Annotated in this window: 12 protein-coding genes; all 12 read left to right on the forward strand. The window is 48.0% G+C overall.

The genetic code is table 11. The features are described from left to right. The first annotated feature begins 103 nt into the window (after nucleotides 1–103). The 12 genes from glmU (at nucleotide 104) to ACJJH9_RS20190 (ending at nucleotide 16,903) form a co-directional block, all read left to right on the forward strand. A complete protein-coding gene (glmU, locus tag ACJJH9_RS20135; RefSeq protein WP_444885939.1) occupies nucleotides 104–1,465 on the forward strand; it encodes a bifunctional UDP-N-acetylglucosamine diphosphorylase/glucosamine-1-phosphate N-acetyltransferase GlmU in 1,362 nt (453 codons plus the stop codon). 126 nt (nucleotides 1,466–1,591) lie between these two features. Then, entirely contained in the window at nucleotides 1,592–2,683 is a 1,092-nt protein-coding gene (pdhA, locus tag ACJJH9_RS20140) for a pyruvate dehydrogenase (acetyl-transferring) E1 component subunit alpha (RefSeq protein WP_444923812.1), read from the forward strand. After that, on the forward strand, nucleotides 2,683–3,678 hold the full coding sequence (locus tag ACJJH9_RS20145) for an alpha-ketoacid dehydrogenase subunit beta (RefSeq protein ID WP_444923813.1): 996 nt from the start codon (nucleotides 2,683–2,685) through the stop codon (nucleotides 3,676–3,678). Before pdhA ends, ACJJH9_RS20145 begins: the two co-directional genes overlap by 1 nt. After that, nucleotides 3,675–4,946, forward strand: coding sequence for a dihydrolipoamide acetyltransferase family protein (locus ACJJH9_RS20150; protein WP_444923814.1), 1,272 nt, complete (start codon nucleotides 3,675–3,677; stop codon nucleotides 4,944–4,946). Before ACJJH9_RS20145 ends, ACJJH9_RS20150 begins: the two co-directional genes overlap by 4 nt. A gap of 114 nt (nucleotides 4,947–5,060) precedes the next feature. Next, a complete protein-coding gene (locus tag ACJJH9_RS20155) occupies nucleotides 5,061–5,837 on the forward strand; it encodes a DeoR/GlpR family DNA-binding transcription regulator (protein WP_444883238.1) in 777 nt (258 codons plus the stop codon). A gap of 43 nt (nucleotides 5,838–5,880) precedes the next feature. Continuing rightward, nucleotides 5,881–7,710 (forward strand): glutamine--fructose-6-phosphate transaminase (isomerizing), encoded by a 1,830-nt coding sequence (glmS, locus tag ACJJH9_RS20160; protein WP_444923815.1) that lies wholly within the window; start codon nucleotides 5,881–5,883, stop codon nucleotides 7,708–7,710. Between the two features lie 145 nt (nucleotides 7,711–7,855). After that, entirely contained in the window at nucleotides 7,856–8,722 is an 867-nt protein-coding gene (locus tag ACJJH9_RS20165) for a TnsA endonuclease N-terminal domain-containing protein (RefSeq protein WP_444923816.1), read from the forward strand. After that, a complete protein-coding gene (locus tag ACJJH9_RS20170; RefSeq protein WP_444923817.1) occupies nucleotides 8,709–10,814 on the forward strand; it encodes a helix-turn-helix domain-containing protein in 2,106 nt (701 codons plus the stop codon). The genes ACJJH9_RS20165 and ACJJH9_RS20170 overlap by 14 nt, the downstream gene beginning before the upstream one ends. Then, nucleotides 10,807–12,444 carry an ATP-binding protein gene (locus tag ACJJH9_RS20175; protein WP_444923818.1) on the forward strand — a complete coding sequence of 546 codons (1,638 nt, stop codon included), beginning with the start codon at nucleotides 10,807–10,809 and terminating at the stop codon, nucleotides 12,442–12,444. The genes ACJJH9_RS20170 and ACJJH9_RS20175 overlap by 8 nt, the downstream gene beginning before the upstream one ends. Before the next feature lies 1 nt (nucleotide 12,445). After that, on the forward strand, nucleotides 12,446–13,987 hold the full coding sequence (locus ACJJH9_RS20180) for a TnsD family Tn7-like transposition protein (protein WP_444923819.1): 1,542 nt from the start codon (nucleotides 12,446–12,448) through the stop codon (nucleotides 13,985–13,987). A gap of 197 nt (nucleotides 13,988–14,184) precedes the next feature. After that, nucleotides 14,185–15,651, forward strand: a complete 1,467-nt coding sequence (locus ACJJH9_RS20185; RefSeq protein WP_444923820.1) for a Tn7-like element transposition protein TnsE — start codon at nucleotides 14,185–14,187, stop codon at nucleotides 15,649–15,651. A 310-nt stretch (nucleotides 15,652–15,961) separates the two neighbouring features. Further along, nucleotides 15,962–16,903 carry an IS1595 family transposase gene (locus tag ACJJH9_RS20190; RefSeq protein ID WP_444923821.1) on the forward strand — a complete coding sequence of 314 codons (942 nt, stop codon included), beginning with the start codon at nucleotides 15,962–15,964 and terminating at the stop codon, nucleotides 16,901–16,903. Nucleotides 16,904–17,361 lie beyond the last annotated feature (458 nt).

Genomic DNA, 17,361 nt, shown 5'->3' on the forward strand with positions numbered 1-17,361 from the left:
TCGCAATGCGCTAAGCGCCAAGCTGCCGGGTTGGGTTGAGTTAGTGAGGGCTAGTGGCCACAATGTTGCCAAATTTAAGGAATTAGTGAGATTTCAAACCATTATGACTATCGACGTAGTGATTTTGGCTGCGGGCAAAGGTTCCCGTATGCGATCGGACCTGCCCAAAGTGCTGCACCCGATTGGCGGAATTCCCATGTTGGGGCATGTCATTGAGACGGCGCGACAGTTGCAGGGGGTTGAAATTACCGTGGTTGTCGGACACGGCGCAGACCAGGTACGTCAGCGCTTTGCCGATAGTGGTGTGAAGTTTGTTGAGCAGACGGAGCAGCTGGGCACCGGCCACGCTGTGGCACAGGCTATCCCTCAGTTCCGCGAGGGTGCCACCGTGTTGGTACTTTATGGTGATGTGCCATTGGTCAGGGCGGGAACTCTACAGTCCCTGCTGTCGGCTGCGGATCATGGCCCAGCCCTGCTCTCGGTAGAAATGGCCAATCCGGCCGGTTATGGGCGCATAGTGCGCGATACGTCGGGTCGGGTGCGGGCGATTGTAGAAGAGAAAGATGCGGATGCCGATACACTGGCTATCAGTGAGGTGAACACAGGTATCCTGGCGGCGCCGGCAGATCTGCTGGCTCGTTGGTTACCTGAGTTGTCTTGTGAGAATGCCCAGGGCGAGTATTACCTGACCGATGTCATCGCACGTTCTGTGAGTGAGGAGATCGCGGTGACGGGCGAGCGTGCCAGTGACACGCTGGAAGTCGCCGGAGTCAACAGCCGCGCCCAGCAGGCTCAGATGGAGCGGGCCTTACAGCATACCCGCGCAGTGGCACTGATGAATGCCGGTGTCACTTTGCTCGATCCAGCCCGGATCGACATCCGTGGCAGCCTCGAATGTGATACCGATGTATCCATTGATATCAACTGTATCTTCGAAGGTGAGGTCTCACTGGGCAAGGGAGTACAGATTGGCCCCAATTGCCTGCTAAAAGATTGCCGTCTCGCGGATGGTACCCGTGTAGAGGCCAATTCTGTCATTGAAGGTGCCCATGTGGGTGAAGCTTGTACCATCGGTCCTTTTGCTCGCCTGCGCCCTGGCACCGAGCTGGCTGACGGAGCCAAGGTGGGTAACTTTGTAGAGACTAAAAAGGCCAAGGTGGGAGTCGGTAGCAAGATTAATCACCTCTCCTATGTGGGGGATTCAGTTGTGGGTGAGTCTGTGAATATCGGTGCCGGCACCATCACCTGTAATTACGATGGTGTGAATAAGTCCCTCACTGAAATTGGTGACGGCGCCTTTATTGGTTCCAATACCGCTCTGGTTGCTCCGGTGAAAGTTGGCAGTGGTGCCACCATAGGAGCGGGCTCCACCATTACCCGGGAGGTGGGTAGTGAAGAGCTGGCCGTGGCGCGGGGCAAGCAACGCAATATCACCGGTTGGGAACGTCCCATTAAACGAAATTAGTTTTTACCCTTCCAAAAAGGGGAAACCCGCTGGAAAATCGAATTCCGGCGGGATTTCACTCCTCCCACCCGGTGGGATACCTCCTTTCCATTAAACTTGCGCTTCGGGAACAAAAGGAATGGCCCGATGCACAAGCCTAGAATGCAGCTGCTCGCCAGCTTTGATGTCGCCTCTCTACAGTACCTGGATGAGTCAGGACAAACTACGCAGGCGCTACCCGATTTCGCCACCCCGGATACTCTGGTTGCCCTATACCGGCAGATGACCTTGGCGCGTATGGTCGATGATCGTGCGGTGAAGATGCAGCGCACCGGTCAACTCGGTACCTACCCGTCCAGTCTTGGGCAGGAAGCGATCGGTGTGGGTGTCGGTGCCGCCATGGCAAAAGAAGACGTCTACTGCCCCAATTACCGGGAAACCGGTGCTCTTTTGGAGCGCGGTGTGCGTATAGAGGAAATCTACGCTATTTGGGGAGGAGATGAGCGCGGCCAGAACTATCGCCACGTATGCGAGGATCTACCGCTAAGCGTACCTATTGCCACGCAAATGTTGCATGGGGCCGGCGTTGCCTTTGCGCTCAAATATAAACACGAGCAGTTGGGGGAGCCTATACGTGCGGCGGTTACCAGTGGCGGTGACGGCGCCACTTCCAAGGGAGATTTCTATGAGGCGATCAACCTAGCGGGGGATTGGAAGTTGCCGCTGGTGGTGGTGATCAATAACAACCAGTGGGCCATCTCCCTACCCCGTTCTGGGCAGACTGCTTGTAAGACCCTCGCGCAGAAGGCAATCGCCGCCGGTATCCCCAGTTTACAGGTTGATGGCAACGACGTGATCGCTGTGTATCAGGCCGTGTTAGAGGCGCTGCAACTGGCCCATGAAGGTGGTGGGCCTTCATTGATTGAGGCGGTGACTTATCGTCTGTGCGATCACACCACTGCGGATGATGCCAGCCGCTACCAACCACAAGAGGGCGTCAAAGAAGCTTGGGGTAGGGAGCCGCTCAGGCGGCTGAGAATCTATTTGGAAAGCCTGGGTATCTGGGGAGATGCGCAGGAAGAGGAATTACAGCGGGAGTTGAAGGAGATACTGGAGGAGGCAGTGCGGGTGTATCGGCAAACTCCTCGAGATAAGTCTACGGCTATTTTCGATCACCTCTATGGAACCTTGCCCGAGGCCTTTATCGAGCAATACCAACAATTGCAGGGGGACAGCTGATGGCGCAAATTACCCTGGTAGAAGCGATTACCCAGGCGCTCGCTTTCGAAATGCAGAGAGACCCCAAGGTGGTTGTTTTCGGTGAGGATGTGGGACTGAACGGCGGCGTTTTTCGTGCTACCGATGGCCTGCAGGCGCGTTTTGGCCATGAACGGGTACTGGATACTCCGCTGGCGGAAAATATGATTGCCGGGATTGCGATTGGTATGGCGGTGCAGGGCCTGCGACCGGTGGCGGAATTTCAGTTTATGGGGTTTATCTATCCCGGTCTCGATCAGATCCTCAGCCACGCCGCGCGCTATCGCAATCGCACTCGCGGCCGTCTCTCCTGCCCGATTGTCTACCGGGCCCCCTATGGAGGCGGAATCCATGCACCAGAGCATCATTCGGAGAGTACTGAGGCCCTGTTCGCCCATATTCCCGGATTGCGCTTAGTGGTGCCCTCCTCTCCGGCGCGGGCCTATGGATTGTTACTGGCGGCGATCCGCGATCCAGACCCGGTTGTCTTTCTCGAACCCAAGAGGATCTATCGTGCGGTGCGCCAGGAAGTCGTCGACAATGGTGAGGCTCTGCCGCTGGACCGTGCCTTTGTCTTGCGAGAGGGCGGTGATATCACCTTGATCGCCTGGGGAGCTTCGCTGAAGGAGACTCTGCAGGTTGCCGAGCAGCTCTCCACTGAAGGCATCGAAGCGGAGGTGATCGATCTCGCCACTCTAAAACCCCTGGATATTCACACCATTATTGATTCTTTGGAGAAAACCCACCGCTGTGTCTTGATACATGAAGCCGCGCGTTTTTGTGGTCTGGGTGCGGAGGTGGCTTCACAGATCAATGAATATGCCTTTGACCTATTGCATGCACCGGTACAAAGAGTAACGGGGTTCGATACGGTGATGCCCTATTACCAGCTTGAAGATGTCTACCTACCCGGTGTGCCGCGAATTATGACGGCGGTGCGTGAAGTGCTCGAATACGCAAATGGAGGGGTGGCATGAAAATTTTTACCCTGCCCGACCTCGGTGAGGGGTTGCCGGATGCAGTAGTGCGGGAATGGCATGTGCACGAAGGAGATGAAATTGCCGCCCACGAAAGCCTGGTAACTGTTGAGACCGCCAAAGCTCTGGTAGAAGTTCCAGCTCCTTGGGGAGGCAGAATAGAAAAGCTGTTTGCAGAGCCGGATCAAACCGTCAATGTGGGTGAGCCCTTAGTGGGCTTTGTCGCTGAAGGCAGTAACCAAGAGACATCGCAATCAGCAGTGCCTGCTGAAGCTTCTTCTCCCAAAGAGTCTGTCTTTCAGGAAGAACCTGAAAAGGAAAAAGTGTGCGGGGCATCGGCACCTAGTCGGTCGCGGGCCGACAGTGGAACGGTGGTTGGGAAGCTCGAACAGAGTGAAGATGTCCTCGGCGCTGAGCAGGGCCTTACTGAGGGGCCTAAACGGCTGGCAACACCCTCGGTTCGTGCCCTAGCCCGGCGCCTGGGGGTGAATTTGGAACAGCTCTCCACGGACGGGGGAGTGATCACAGCTGCAAAGGTGCGCTCTGCCGCGGGGGCAAAATTTAGTGCCGCGGAAATAGCTACCGGTCAAGCTGAGCAAAATACAAGGAAGCCTTTGCCTGAGAGGGATTTGGTAAAAGCTCAAGAGCCTGGGGAAATTATGTCCCCGGCGCGGCGTGCCATGGGCCTGTCCATGAGCCGCGCTAGGGACCAGGTGGCGCAGATTACTCTATGTGATGATGCGGATATCTCCAGCTGGTGGGGCAGCGAGCCGGCATTATTGAGACTGATTCGCGCTGTGCAGTCTGCCTGTGCTGCAGAGCCTACCCTCAATGCGTATTTCCAAGGTGATCAGCTGTCTCCTCAACAGCCCGTCAATATCGGATTGGCGGTAGATTCCCCGCGAGGCCTATATGTCCCTGTGCTCAAAGATGTAGCCACGCGATCAGATGACTCACTGATGGCCCAGGTGGCCGACTTCAAGCATCAGGCCAGGGAGACCGGAATCGCCCAGAGCGATTTGCAGGGCGCAACGATTCTCTTGTCCAACTTTGGTGCTATTGCCGGGCGCTATGCGACACCCGTTGTGTTGCCCCCTACGGTGGCCATTGTCGGTGCGGGCAGGGTTTGCCAAGGAGTCGTCGTCATAGACCGTTGGCCGGCTATGCGGCCACTGTTGCCGCTCTCTATTAGTGCTGATCATCGAGCGGTGACCGGCGGTGAACTGGCGCGCTTTCTCCAGGCGATGCTAGCCGCGCTTTCCACCTGAGTAGCGGCATCATTTCTGCTGTTTCCCTGTTGGGCCTCTGCCTTTTTGAAATTCCTGTGGGAATTTATCTTTCATTTTGCTATCTTTAAGTTTCGAAATGAAAGTTAGCAAGTTATGTCGAAACGCAATACCCAACAACGTCGCCATGGGATTATGAGTCTTTTGAATGAAACTGGGGAGGCCAGTGTCGAAGATTTAGCAAGGCGTTTCGAAACTTCAGAAGTTACGATTCGAAAGGATCTTACTGCGATGGAAAACCACGGTTTGCTGCTGCGTCGCCGTGGTGGTGCCATACCGGTACCGCGGGAATTGGTTGTAGAGGAAGGGCCATCGGAAGTGAAGCGCGCCATTGGCCGCACTGCGGCGGCCTTGATTCCAGACCACCATCGCATCGTGATTGATTACGGCCGCACGACTGCGGCGATGATCCCCGAGCTGGAATCAAAGCGCGGTCTGGTGGTTATGACCAACTCGCTACATGTGGCCAATGCCCTGCGGGAACTGGAAAACGAGCCAACCCTGTTAATGACAGGCGGCACCTGGGACCCCCACTTCGAGGCTTTTCAAGGCAAGGTGGCGGAACAGGTTTTGCGCGATTACGACTTTGACAGAGCGTTTATTGGTGCGGATGGCATAGATCTGGAGCGAGGCACTTGTACTTTTAACGAGCAAATAGGCCTGTCCAGGGTGATGGCGCAAGTTGCTCGGGAAGTAGTGGTATTGGCGGAGTCCAGCAAGGTTGGCAGGCGTATTCCCAACCTGGAGCTATCCTGGTCAAAAGTCGATGTACTGGTGACAGACTCTGGTCTGGAAGAGAGTGCGCGCGAGCAATTGCAAGATTTGGGGGTGCGGGTGATTTGCGCATCGCCAAAGTCAGTTGCAGGCGACTAACGAAAGAACAAACAAAAATTTTGGGATTTGAGAGGAGATCGGTATGTGTGGGATTGTTGGGGCACTGGCCCAGCGCAATGTAACGGGTATTCTTCTCGAGGGCCTGCGCCGCCTGGAGTACCGCGGTTACGATTCTGCGGGCGTCTGCCTTCGCGATAATGAAGGCCAGCTACAGTTGCGCAAGAGTTTGGGTAAGGTTGTAGACCTGGAGGCCAAGCTGCAGGTCGATCCCACTGAGGGCCATCAAGGCATTGCCCACACACGCTGGGCTACCCATGGAGTGCCTTCCGATGAAAACGCCCATCCCCATATGTCTGAACATATCACCCTGGTGCACAACGGGATTATTGAGAATCACCAGGCTCTGCGCGAGGAGCTACAGGCCAAGGGCTATGAATTCGCCTCCGATACCGATACCGAAGTGGTGGTTCACCTGATTCACTCCCTGAGCACAGAGGGCCTGGGCGTGGTGGATGCGGTTAGCAAGGCGACCAAGATGCTGGAGGGTGCCTACGCCCTCGCCGTGATCAGCAGAGAGGAGCCAGAGGTCCTGGCTTGTGCGCGCTACGGTAGCCCCTTGGTCTTGGGCGTTGGCATTGAGGAGAACTTTATCGCCTCAGACCCGATGGCACTGCGCCAGGTAACCGATCGTTTTATCTTCCTCGAAGAGGGGGATGTGGCGGAAGTGCGTCGCAGTGGGATTTCCATTCGCAATAAGCAAGGTGAAGAAGTGAGCCATCCGGTGCATAAGCTGGATAGGGGCCACGACGTTGCCGACAAGGGGCGCTATCGCCACTATATGCAGAAGGAAATCTTCGAACAGCCGGAGGTTGTGGCGGCGACTTTGGCCGGACGCATTGGAGAGCATTCGGTATTGTCCCAGGCGCTGGGTAGCCGCGCCCAGGAAATCCTGCCCCAGGTAGAGCAGGTACAGATCGTCGCCTGCGGTACCAGCTACCACGCGGGAATGGTGGCGCGCTATTGGCTGGAGGACTGGGCGGGAGTGCCTTGCTCCGTGGAGGTGGCCAGTGAGATCCGCTACCGCAAGACTGTTGTTCGTCCGGGTACTTTGTTCGTGACTATTTCTCAGTCCGGCGAAACTGCGGATACCCTGGCAGCTCTGCGTCAGGCCAAAAAACTTGGCTACCTGGGTTTTATGACGATTTGCAATGTGCCCAACAGTTCTCTGGTGCGTGAGTCTGAACTTTCGCTGATGACGGAAGCGGGCCCGGAAATTGGTGTGGCCTCTACCAAAGCCTTCACCACCCAATTGGTGGCCCTGCAGTTATTCAGTATTGCGTTGGCCAAGGCCAACGGCCTCCCCAGTGAGCGTGAGGCGGAACTAGTTAGTGCGCTACATCAGCTACCGAAGCTGATGGAAGAGTTCACCGGCCTCGATGCACTGGTTCAACATACCAGTGAGGCTTTTGCGGAGAAGAATCATGCGTTGTTCCTCGGCCGTGGTGTCGAGTTTCCTATCGCCCTTGAAGGTGCATTAAAGCTTAAGGAAATCTCTTATATCCACGCAGAAGCCTATCCGGCAGGTGAGCTCAAGCACGGCCCGCTGGCACTGGTAGATGCGGATATGCCTGTAATTGTTGTAGCCCCCAATGACGAGCTGTTGGAAAAGCTTAAGTCCAACTTACAGGAAGTGCGCGCGCGCGGTGGACAGCTGTTTGTCTTTGCCAGCCCCAAGGCCGGCTTCACCAGCGAGCAAGGAATTACCGTAGTGGAAGTGCCGGACTCCCCAGAAAGTTTGGCACCTATCCTCTATACCGTGCCCCTACAGTTGCTCAGCTATCATGTGGCGTTGCTGAAAGGCACCGATGTAGATCAGCCTAGGAACCTGGCTAAGTCGGTGACGGTAGAGTAATTCCCCAAGGCCATGGATGGCTTATTGTAGATTGACAATAAAGTATCATACTTACAATAAAGCATCATACTAAACATTAAAGCATCATACTTTTACTGCAATCTGAGCTATGCTGAATGAAATAGGCGTAGCTTGGATGCTTTAAATGAATAAACGCTTTTCTTTCTTAAGTCCCCACCCCAAGGAAATCAGTGGACTCCTTGAACCTGCCATTCTAAGACGGCTTCAAAGGGAAAAGCGTGGCCAAGGCTTTGGCAAAGATTACAAACCCTTTTTGACAGTGCGGGATGTCCCCAGCAGAGGCAGGATTCATCGTCGGCCTGCGCTAACTCATAATCGAGTAGTCCATTTACTTTCTGACTTAGAATTGGCGGCTTTTTTATTATTCGATTGGCAAGCCAGTGTCAGTGATATTCGGGAACAGTTTCCTCTTAACCCTGAATTAACCATCGACATAGCAAAAAGACTGGGTATTAAGCACCCCTATTACAAGGGTGTTCTTCAAGTAATGACCACAGACCTGTTAGTTGATTTCCAGGTGAATGGTCAGCATTCCTGCCAAGCAGTATCCGTGAAGTATGCAGAGGACCTAGAAGATGAGCGTACCATCGAGAAGTTGGAATTAGAGCGTCGATATTGGGAGGGTGAAGGCATCCCTTGGTATATATTCACTGAACATGAGGTTCCGGTTACTTCGCTCAAAAATATTCGATGGCTAGCGCCGCACATGCATAGCTATGATCTTTCTGATGCTGAACGAGTGCAAGTTTTTGAGCGAATTAGCCAAGCTCTAGACGCGAGCGGAGAAGAAAAGCTCGCAGTACCACTCAAAGAATTAGACGCCAAGTTTAACTTAAGCCCAGGGGCACACCTACAGTATTTCAGGCATTTAACGGCTCAAAATGCCTTTCAATGGGATATTCATAATCAATTACATACAAACCTGAAGGCAAGGGATATATCCATCTCGGAATATTGGCTTGCTAAGGATATTGAATATGTTCATGCCTAATGATGTGTATTCTTGGGATCAACAGCGAATAAGAATTCTATGGAGCAATCAGCAAGCTGTTTTCTGGATCGATATTGATGATGATCGAGCTTTGCCAAGAGTTTCGTCAAAAGAGGAGTTTGAGCATCTTCTTGCGAGAGCGGATCTTAAACTGATTAAAGATCCCTACTCGAAATTCAGCATGACTCCTCCGAGAAAAGGCTCAAAAGCAGAGCAAGTACAGGAGCGTGCTTGGGCTGCCATCCAGAGTGCAGTTGAGGCTGTACCAGAGATCTATAAAAGACAGACTCGTGGGACCTACCTTGATCAAATAAGAAAACGCTCTGGTGTTACAAAACAAACAGTATATCGATGGCTGCGTCGTTATTGGCAGTTTGGTATGTGCAAGAATTCTCTCAATGGTAGATATGAAAATTCTGGGGCCCCAGGAAAGCCAAGAAAATTTACCAATAAACGCAGTGGTGCACCACGAACACGCTCATTGGGTACTGGTGTCCCTATTACGGATGAGACGAAGTCACTTTTTAGAGTAGTAATCGAAAAGTGCTTACTAAACGAAGGCAAGTATGAATTTGATTACGCTTATAACCAGTTACTTATAGCCTATGGAGTGAAAATACCGTCAAAACCGGAAGACTTGGTTAATGTGCCTACCGAGCGCCAATTTAAGTATTTTTATCAAAAAGAATACTCATCGATTGAAGTAACTAAAAGGCGGGAAGGTGAGATCAACTATCTGAAAGACTTCAGTCCAAGTCTTGGGACTTCGACTGCTGAAGTTTCCGGGCCGGGCTACCTATATCAAATCGATGCAACAATTGCAGATGTTTATTTGGTTTCTGAACAGGATCGAACAGATATTATTGGACGTCCGACTATGTATTTTGTGATTGATGTATTTAGCCGGGCAATTGTTGGTATGTATATTGGTTTGGAAAATGCATCCTGGGTCAGCGCCATGGAGGCTCTAGGTAATGCAATGGCTGACAAAACTGCATACTGTGCCAAACACGATATAGAAATTACGCCTGAGCTCTGGCCTATGCAAGGCTTACCTGAACACATAATTGGTGATAAAGGTGAAATGTTGGGACGGCATGTCGAGGTATTGAGTAAGTCTTTTCATGTCGAAATCCAAAATACACCAGCTTATAGAGCGGATTGGAAAGGAATCGTCGAAAGGTATTTTAGGACGGTTCAAACCAAAATGAAGCCCTTTATTGAAGGCTACGTGACAAAGAACCCAATTGGTAAAAAACGTCACGGTAATGATTATCGACAGGACGGGGTGCTGACCCTAAAAGAATTTTCTAAGATGATCATAAAGATTGTGCTTCATTACAACAATGATCATGTCGTGAGTACCTACGATATTGATTCTGGGATACCCAAAAATTTACCAGCTAACCCGCTCACTCTTTGGAATTGGGGGATCAAATATCGAACAGGACTCTTAAGAAGGCCTGATCCACAATTAGTAATAGTTAACCTATTGCCGCACACTAACGCAACGGTAACTGAGCATGGGTTAAAACTGTTTGGCTGTTATTACAGCTGTAAGCAGGCTTTAGATTGGGGATGGTTTGAGGAAAACTATCGAGGCCCTAAAACAGTTACCGTAGCTTACGATTTATATAGTACCAATGTGATCTATCTTAGGCCATCTGATTCTTACGCCGAATTTATACCTGCAAACCTCACTTCACGTAGCCGAGCTTATGCAGATATCACAGTTTGGGAGCTTTGGGCTGCCCAAGATATGGTTTTAGATGTAGCGGCAACTTCAAAGCTGAAGAAACGCTCAGGTTCAGTGAATCTAGTCAATGACCTTCAACAAATTAAAGATGAGTCGAAAAGACAACAGCCAGCGTATTCAAAAGCTGAGAAGATTAAAAGAGCAAAGGGTATTTCTAAGAATAAGCGAAGTGAAAGACAGTATGAAAGAAAAAAGAAAACAGTAAAAAGCGATTTTACTCAAGATACCTCAATAGCGACAGTCACACCGATTCATGGCGGGAACTCTGGGAAGAAGAGCTTTAAGCTTCCACCACGGCTAAAGGACTTGTTGAAGGAAGATAAATCGGATGACTAACCCCCAGAATACGCGTTTTCCTGAAGCAGAATATAAAGACCAAGGATTACCAGAGTACAGTGAGAACCCGCTAATTTCTGCATTGCCCCAAATTATGAGCCCAATAGAGGTGGCTAAGGCTCTCTCCAAGAGACCACACTATCAACCAGAAGAATTAAACTTACCGTGTCATATCAGAACGCATGCCATTAACCGCCTGACCCGAGATTTCTTCGTTCCACAAACCAACCATATCCTTATTGAGCAAAAACTATCAAAACTCATCCGATGCAGTTACTTAAATAGAAATCCAGAAAAAGCGACTTTCAAGCGTAAATTGAACTCGATCAGAGATTTAGTTCAAAAAGAAGATTTAACAACTTACATCCATGATCAAGCCGATTCGCCAGCATCATCAATGACGATTGCAGGTATCTCTGGTGCAGGAAAATCAACAACAACTAACTTGGTACTTAACACTTATCCTCGTGTGATCTACCACCCAAAGTATCATATGCTGCAAGTACCGTGGTTGAAAGTTGACTGTCCACACGATGGATCTCTTTCTGACTTTTGCTTGAGCTTCTTTATTGCTTTGGGTCGACGCCTCAATATTGACTATCGTGCAAAATACGCATCCGGTAGGCCGACGATCGGCAAAATGATGGCCGATGTTGCAGATCTTTGCTTGATCCATGCAGTAGGCTTGGTTGTCATCGACGAGTTCCAGCATATGAGTCTTGCCAAAAGTGGTGGCGAGAAAAAAATGATCAATTTTTTAGTAACATTGGTAAATGTTGTTGAAGTTTCGGTCGTTTTAATTGGTACACCTAAGGCATTGCGCTTATTTGCCAGTGAATTCAGACAAGCACGTCGCGCTAGTGGCGATGGTAGTGTAGTTTGGGATCGACTGCCAAAAGATGAGAGCTGGGAGGATTTTCTCGAAGAGCTATGGCCATATCAGTGGTTACACCGAATAGTTGAGCGAAGTGAACCATTAACTAATAAGCTGTATGAATTAAGTCAGGGTGTTCCGGATATTGTTGTTAAGCTATTTTGTCTTGCTCAATCACGTGCCATTCTGTTGGCAGATGCCCCACAAGAAGAAGCGCTTTCTTCAGAGCTATTAACTCAAGTTTTTGAAGATGAATTTTCAATTGTGAAGCCAATGCTTGATGCGCTTCGTTCCGGAAACCGTCGGAAAATTGAAGAGTGTAATGATCTAATATTTCCAAAGCTTGAAAGTAATATGATCAATGCCGTTAATCAGCTGGTTGCAAAGCCTCTAGAAAAGGCTAAAAGTATTGATCTAGGTGACCCAGCCGAAACCAGTATTGCGAATGCGGCAATTGAAACGATAACTTCAATGGGCATAGCTCGAGACATTGCCCAACCGTTGGTTACTGATGCACTTGCAAAAGATCAAGATTTGAAGTTAATACAGATTATCCAGCTGGCTACAACCGCTCTTACAAATACCAAAGAACAGAAAGCCAAGAAGCCCAAACCAGAATACACAAGCAGGAAAAGCTGGCCACAGCTTTCTAAAAATGACCTTAGAAAGCTCTATGCAGGCAAGTCGGGTTCGATGTATGAAGCTGTAGTGGAGCAAGGGATAAACTATCCTATGCAAGGTTTGCTGGCAGGATGACATGCTCGGTTACTTCCCTACCCTGTATAAAGATGAGTTACTATACAGTGCCATAGCACGATATGCGCTTCACACTGGTCAGGAGAACAATCAGAAGGCAGTCTTGCAAGATGTTTTTTCCACAAGGACGGCTACCGCTATTCCTGATCTTCCAAGCCACCTGAATGCTTTGGTGCAAAATCTGAGTACAGTTTGGCCAATCACGGTTGATGATCTTATAGGTACTTATACACTTGCACCGATTTACCTGCCCTTTCTTTCTGAAGAACAGGCAAGGTCAGTTAAACAGTCGATGGCTTCAGATACCGGTGGTAATATCCACATGAGAGTTGGTATAACAGCCAGCTCAATCAAACAACTCTCCTTTTTCCGTTATTGCTCGGCCTGCATGACAGATCAATTGGCATTAGATGGTGAAGCTTATTGGCAGCGCTCCCATCAATTACAAGGGTTAGCTTTCTGTAAAAAACATTCATGCCTTTTAACTAATTCAAAAGTTAGCTTTCATTCTAAAGAAAAACATCATTTTTTCTCTGCTGGAACTTCCTGTGATTCATTCTCTGCTAGGAAAGTTAGGTTGGGATATCATGAAAAGTCACTGCATGACAAATATCTAGAGCTTCTCGAAAAACCCTTTCTTGATGGACTCGGTGCTAATCGTTGGACCATGTTTTATCATAATCTGGCACACGACCTTGGATTTATTAAAAAAAGAAGGGTTCAACATCAAGAAATATACCTTGTTATGAAGCAGGAGTGGAAAGGTTCAATTTTTGAGAGATACTTTACCGAGCCTATCGAAAACCATTGGCTAATGAATCTCTTCAGAAAGCATAGAAAATCATTCCACCCGCTCAGGCATCTCTTGGTAATCACAGCGCTCGCTCCAGATATTTCAATTGCTCAAGTTTTATCAAGGGTGAGAAAGTTGTCAGCGCTACCTCAAGACTCAGATACCATGACTTACAAGACAAAAAAAGGTAAGTCTGAGGAGGTTAAGCATCACAGGCAACTATGGCTCAATTTTCTTGATAAGCACAAAAGATTAGGTATTAAAAATTTAAGGCTAATACCTGGTGGAGGTGCATTGTACTCTTGGTTGTACAGAAATGATTATCAATGGTTAATGAATAATAGGCCTAAATATAGACCAGATAGTCAATTGCATTATAAAGCAAATTATCGTGAATGGGATAAAGATAATGTTATTACTCTCAATAAGGTTCTCAAAGGTTTATCATTTAAACCTAAACGTTGTCGATTAACAAAAACATTTTTTATTAAAAACTTACCCCGTGCTAACTCAGTTGAAAAGTACTTACATAAGCTACCTGAAACCCGAGAATGGCTAGCATCTCACTCTGAGTCTATTGAGGACTTTCAATTGCATCGTTTGAGGTTCGCTTATGACAAAATCCAACAGTTAAAACTCGAAGTGAAAAAATGGAGGCTATTGAGGTTCGCCGGTATTCGTTCAAAATTAGTAACACCAAAAATTGAAGAAGAAATATTGAGGTTGGAACAAGGGAGAGGCCAACGATAGCTATGCCAGAAGTCGAAGAAATTGGAATTCGAGGGATACCTAAAGGGTCTAAGCTGATGATACTAGGAGATTGGTTCCGTAGAGCAGGTCAAGAGTGGCGCGTAGTCTGTTATTTCCACAACCAAGAGAAAGGCGACTTCCGCAAGTCTCTACCTATTGATTAGCTGCCAGCTCTGACGCCTGGAAAAATATTTCCTATGACTTCAATAGAGAATAAAGCTCAGGGTTGGACAGAAACGATAAAATTGCCTAAACAAGATAATTGGCAAAGATTATGCTTTAGGGATCTTCCAAATTCATTACGGCGTGCTCAAGAATTTTCTTCTCAACTTGCTGACTGTTCTATATTTAAAATTACTACCACTGAAAAAGTATACTGGCTTCCAGTTACTGAAATGGCTCGTATGCTTTTTTTCCATTCTGCAGAGGTAGCTCGCGCCGCCGTTAATCAGGGTAATACCTGGCAGCTGGGTAAAGCCTGGAAAGTAGGTTGGACTGGTGAGGTAAAACTATCCTCAAATGTTCCTGTTCGATATTTGAATAGTTTACAATTTAGAAAATTCTTTATTTGGCTATTTTTCTTTCCTGAGGTGGAAGAAAGTTTCGGATCTATCTTTCAAAATATCAATCGCTATACAAAGCTCAGTAATAACTCTGAGCGGTGGACATTCGATTTCAATCCGCCAGATCTTAGTCATTGTGAGTTATCCTTTGCAGGCTTCACAGGTACAGAATCTGAGAGTAACCATGTATACATACGAGAAATAAGATCTGTTTCTGGTTTGAAACCACCGGATATTGCCACTATTATTTTTTCACACCCCGATGACAAGCTACTTTTGGAAGATAAATTAAAAGAACGTAATGAATCGAAGCCAGCTTTAAAGATAAAGCCACCTGTCAATATAAAAGAGTTGGACCCAGATAATCGGCCTAAAGCAAGCATGAGCCGATATACGATAAAGCTGAGTCGAAGTGGGCTTAATTTTGAGGTCGACATAGATACTAGACGCAGCCCAAGGCATGTTAATGTTCTGCCTAAAAATATTGAAGCGGATTTGCTTGATAAGGTTGAGGAGCAACCACCAGAGGAATTGGGCAGTTTTCTAGAAGGCTCTGATCAAGGCAATGGGGCGAGAGCTGACGTTGATAATCTCGATCCGCCAGATCTTATCGATGCACCAGAGAAGATTGTATTTTTTCAAGAAATGTTAGATAAGCTGAAGGATACACGTGGTTGGAAAATTGAGAGCAAGATAGGAGATGTGCCTCAAATACGTTGCCGCACTCAACATTTAGTCAATAATCGTCCTCGTCGCTACTGTCATGCAGTGATTGCAAGAGATCAAAAAACTTCTATTCAAGTTCTGGAAATTGAACTTACGAATAAAACTAAAAAAGATGGTACAGAAGAATCAGAAAGTCTTTCAACTTTGTTTTTTCGGGCCGGAGATACAAAATTAACTTATTTGAATATCCTGGATGAATTGATGACATCGTATAAGGATGAAGGTCTAAATGCGATGAGCTGGAAGCGAAGTTATATTGCTGAAAACACTTCTGTACGAGAGTACTTGGGACATCCAGATAATAAAATAAGATGTGAACAGGATACAATGGATTCATGGGTGGAAAGAGCGGCACAAAAAGTAATAGGTATGTAAGATAGGAGTATAAGTATTTTATACGCTGCCAGCTCAAGTATCCTTAGGACAGCTATCGCCTTCAGTTTTACTTGTTTGGTAGCAATACTTCTCTTTACTTTCAATATAATGCAAGCGATTTAATGGAAATATAAAAACTATGTTCATTAGACTAGCCTAGTATCATAAAGTCTTAACACAATCCCTATTGGAATAACCTAAAAGGGGCTTGAGACCTTGGTCCTTAGGATCACCTAATTACCACTCTTGCTAAGTAAAGTTTAACTGTATATAAATACAGCTATCTCGTTGATCTGCAAGGGAATACACCATGGCTCGCAACAAGGTACAGTTTCAGAAGGGGATTAGTTTGATCCAATTCCTCAAAATGTACGGCAGCGAGGAACAGTGCTTCGATGCGCTGTCGCGATGGCGTTGGCCCAATGGCTTTAGTTGTCCTCACTGCGGACATGACAAGCATTGCGACCTCGCTTATCGCAAGCTTAAGCAATGTAACCGGTGTCGACGTCAGACATCGATTACCTCCCGTACGATTTTTGACTCTACGAAGCTCCCCCTCACCACCTGGTTTCTCGGTATCTTCCTGATTACTCAGGATAAGAAGGGTATTTCCTGTATGGAGCTATCTCGACATCTGGGCATCTCTTACAACGCAGCATGGCGTATGAAGCAGAAACTCATGCAAGTGATGATGGAGCGAGACCAGCGATACAAACTGTCCGGTTTTATTGAACTAGATGATGCCTATCTTGGTGGTGAGCGTACTGGATGCAAGCCGGGGCGCGGAGCCATGGGTAAAACTCCCTTTGTAGCTGCCGTTGAAACAACCAAGGAGGGATGTCCAACCCGTATTAAGCTCTCAATTATCAAGGGCTTCAAAAGCAGTGAAATTTCAACCTGGAGTAAAAAGTCCCTTTGTAGTGGCAGCACAGTCATCTCAGATGGCCTTCCATGCTTCAATGCCATTAAGGAGGCCGGTTGTGTGCATGACAAAATTGTTTGTGGTGGTGGCCGAGCTTCTGTTGAAGAGCCTGAGTTCTATTGGGTAAATACGGTACTTGGTAATTTAAAGAGTGCGCTGCGTAGTACTTACCATTCTATTAGGCCGAAATATGCACAGCGCTATTTGGCAGAATTTCAATATCGCTTTAATCGGAGGTTTGATTTATCGGCACTCATTCCAAGACTGGTTTACGTCTCTCTTCGGACGCCGCCGATGCCGGAAAGGTTGCTAAAAATTGGCTTAGCATAAGTGGTAATTAGGTAGGATCATAAAACAGGTGGGTAAAGTGTTGTGGTATTGCTAAGCTGGATACACACCACCACTGTTGAGAGCAGCTGCCAGTGCATGTTGCGGTTCAATTAAATTATGTAGTTAGCTTACGCTCGCCGAGTTGAGTATTAATCGTTATCAAGAAATGGTCTGTAGGTTAATCGGGGCTTCTCAACAGATTTGATAAAGATCCACTATGCAAATTTATTTTAATAAGGCAAAATGGAATTACTTCTGGAACCCGCTGCCCTCTCGAGGATAGTGGGTGAGAAAGCCCCGGGTAATCTTCCTTTCTTGGGGCTTTCTCTTTTTCTCAAATCCCCACAACACCTCAGAAAGTTTTCTTAAGTTGAAAGGACGAAGTCATTAACCCAGCCAGTCCTTATAGAGCTACCCTGCTGCTGTTTTTTAGCCCCTTATACCGCCAACTCCGGCAT

Source organism: Microbulbifer mixtoriginis (SeqCode) (assembly GCF_052466715.1).

Coding starts and splice junctions, on each gene's coding strand:
- glmU (WP_444885939.1), top strand. CDS start 104: ATGACTATCGACGTAGTGATTTTGGCTGCGGGCAAAGGTTCCCGTATG.
- pdhA (WP_444923812.1), top strand. CDS start 1,592: ATGCACAAGCCTAGAATGCAGCTGCTCGCCAGCTTTGATGTCGCCTCT.
- ACJJH9_RS20145 (WP_444923813.1), top strand. CDS start 2,683: ATGGCGCAAATTACCCTGGTAGAAGCGATTACCCAGGCGCTCGCTTTC.
- ACJJH9_RS20150 (WP_444923814.1), top strand. CDS start 3,675: ATGAAAATTTTTACCCTGCCCGACCTCGGTGAGGGGTTGCCGGATGCA.
- ACJJH9_RS20155 (WP_444883238.1), top strand. CDS start 5,061: ATGTCGAAACGCAATACCCAACAACGTCGCCATGGGATTATGAGTCTT.
- glmS (WP_444923815.1), top strand. CDS start 5,881: ATGTGTGGGATTGTTGGGGCACTGGCCCAGCGCAATGTAACGGGTATT.
- ACJJH9_RS20165 (WP_444923816.1), top strand. CDS start 7,856: ATGAATAAACGCTTTTCTTTCTTAAGTCCCCACCCCAAGGAAATCAGT.
- ACJJH9_RS20170 (WP_444923817.1), top strand. CDS start 8,709: ATGTTCATGCCTAATGATGTGTATTCTTGGGATCAACAGCGAATAAGA.
- ACJJH9_RS20175 (WP_444923818.1), top strand. CDS start 10,807: ATGACTAACCCCCAGAATACGCGTTTTCCTGAAGCAGAATATAAAGAC.
- ACJJH9_RS20180 (WP_444923819.1), top strand. CDS start 12,446: ATGCTCGGTTACTTCCCTACCCTGTATAAAGATGAGTTACTATACAGT.
- ACJJH9_RS20185 (WP_444923820.1), top strand. CDS start 14,185: ATGACTTCAATAGAGAATAAAGCTCAGGGTTGGACAGAAACGATAAAA.
- ACJJH9_RS20190 (WP_444923821.1), top strand. CDS start 15,962: ATGGCTCGCAACAAGGTACAGTTTCAGAAGGGGATTAGTTTGATCCAA.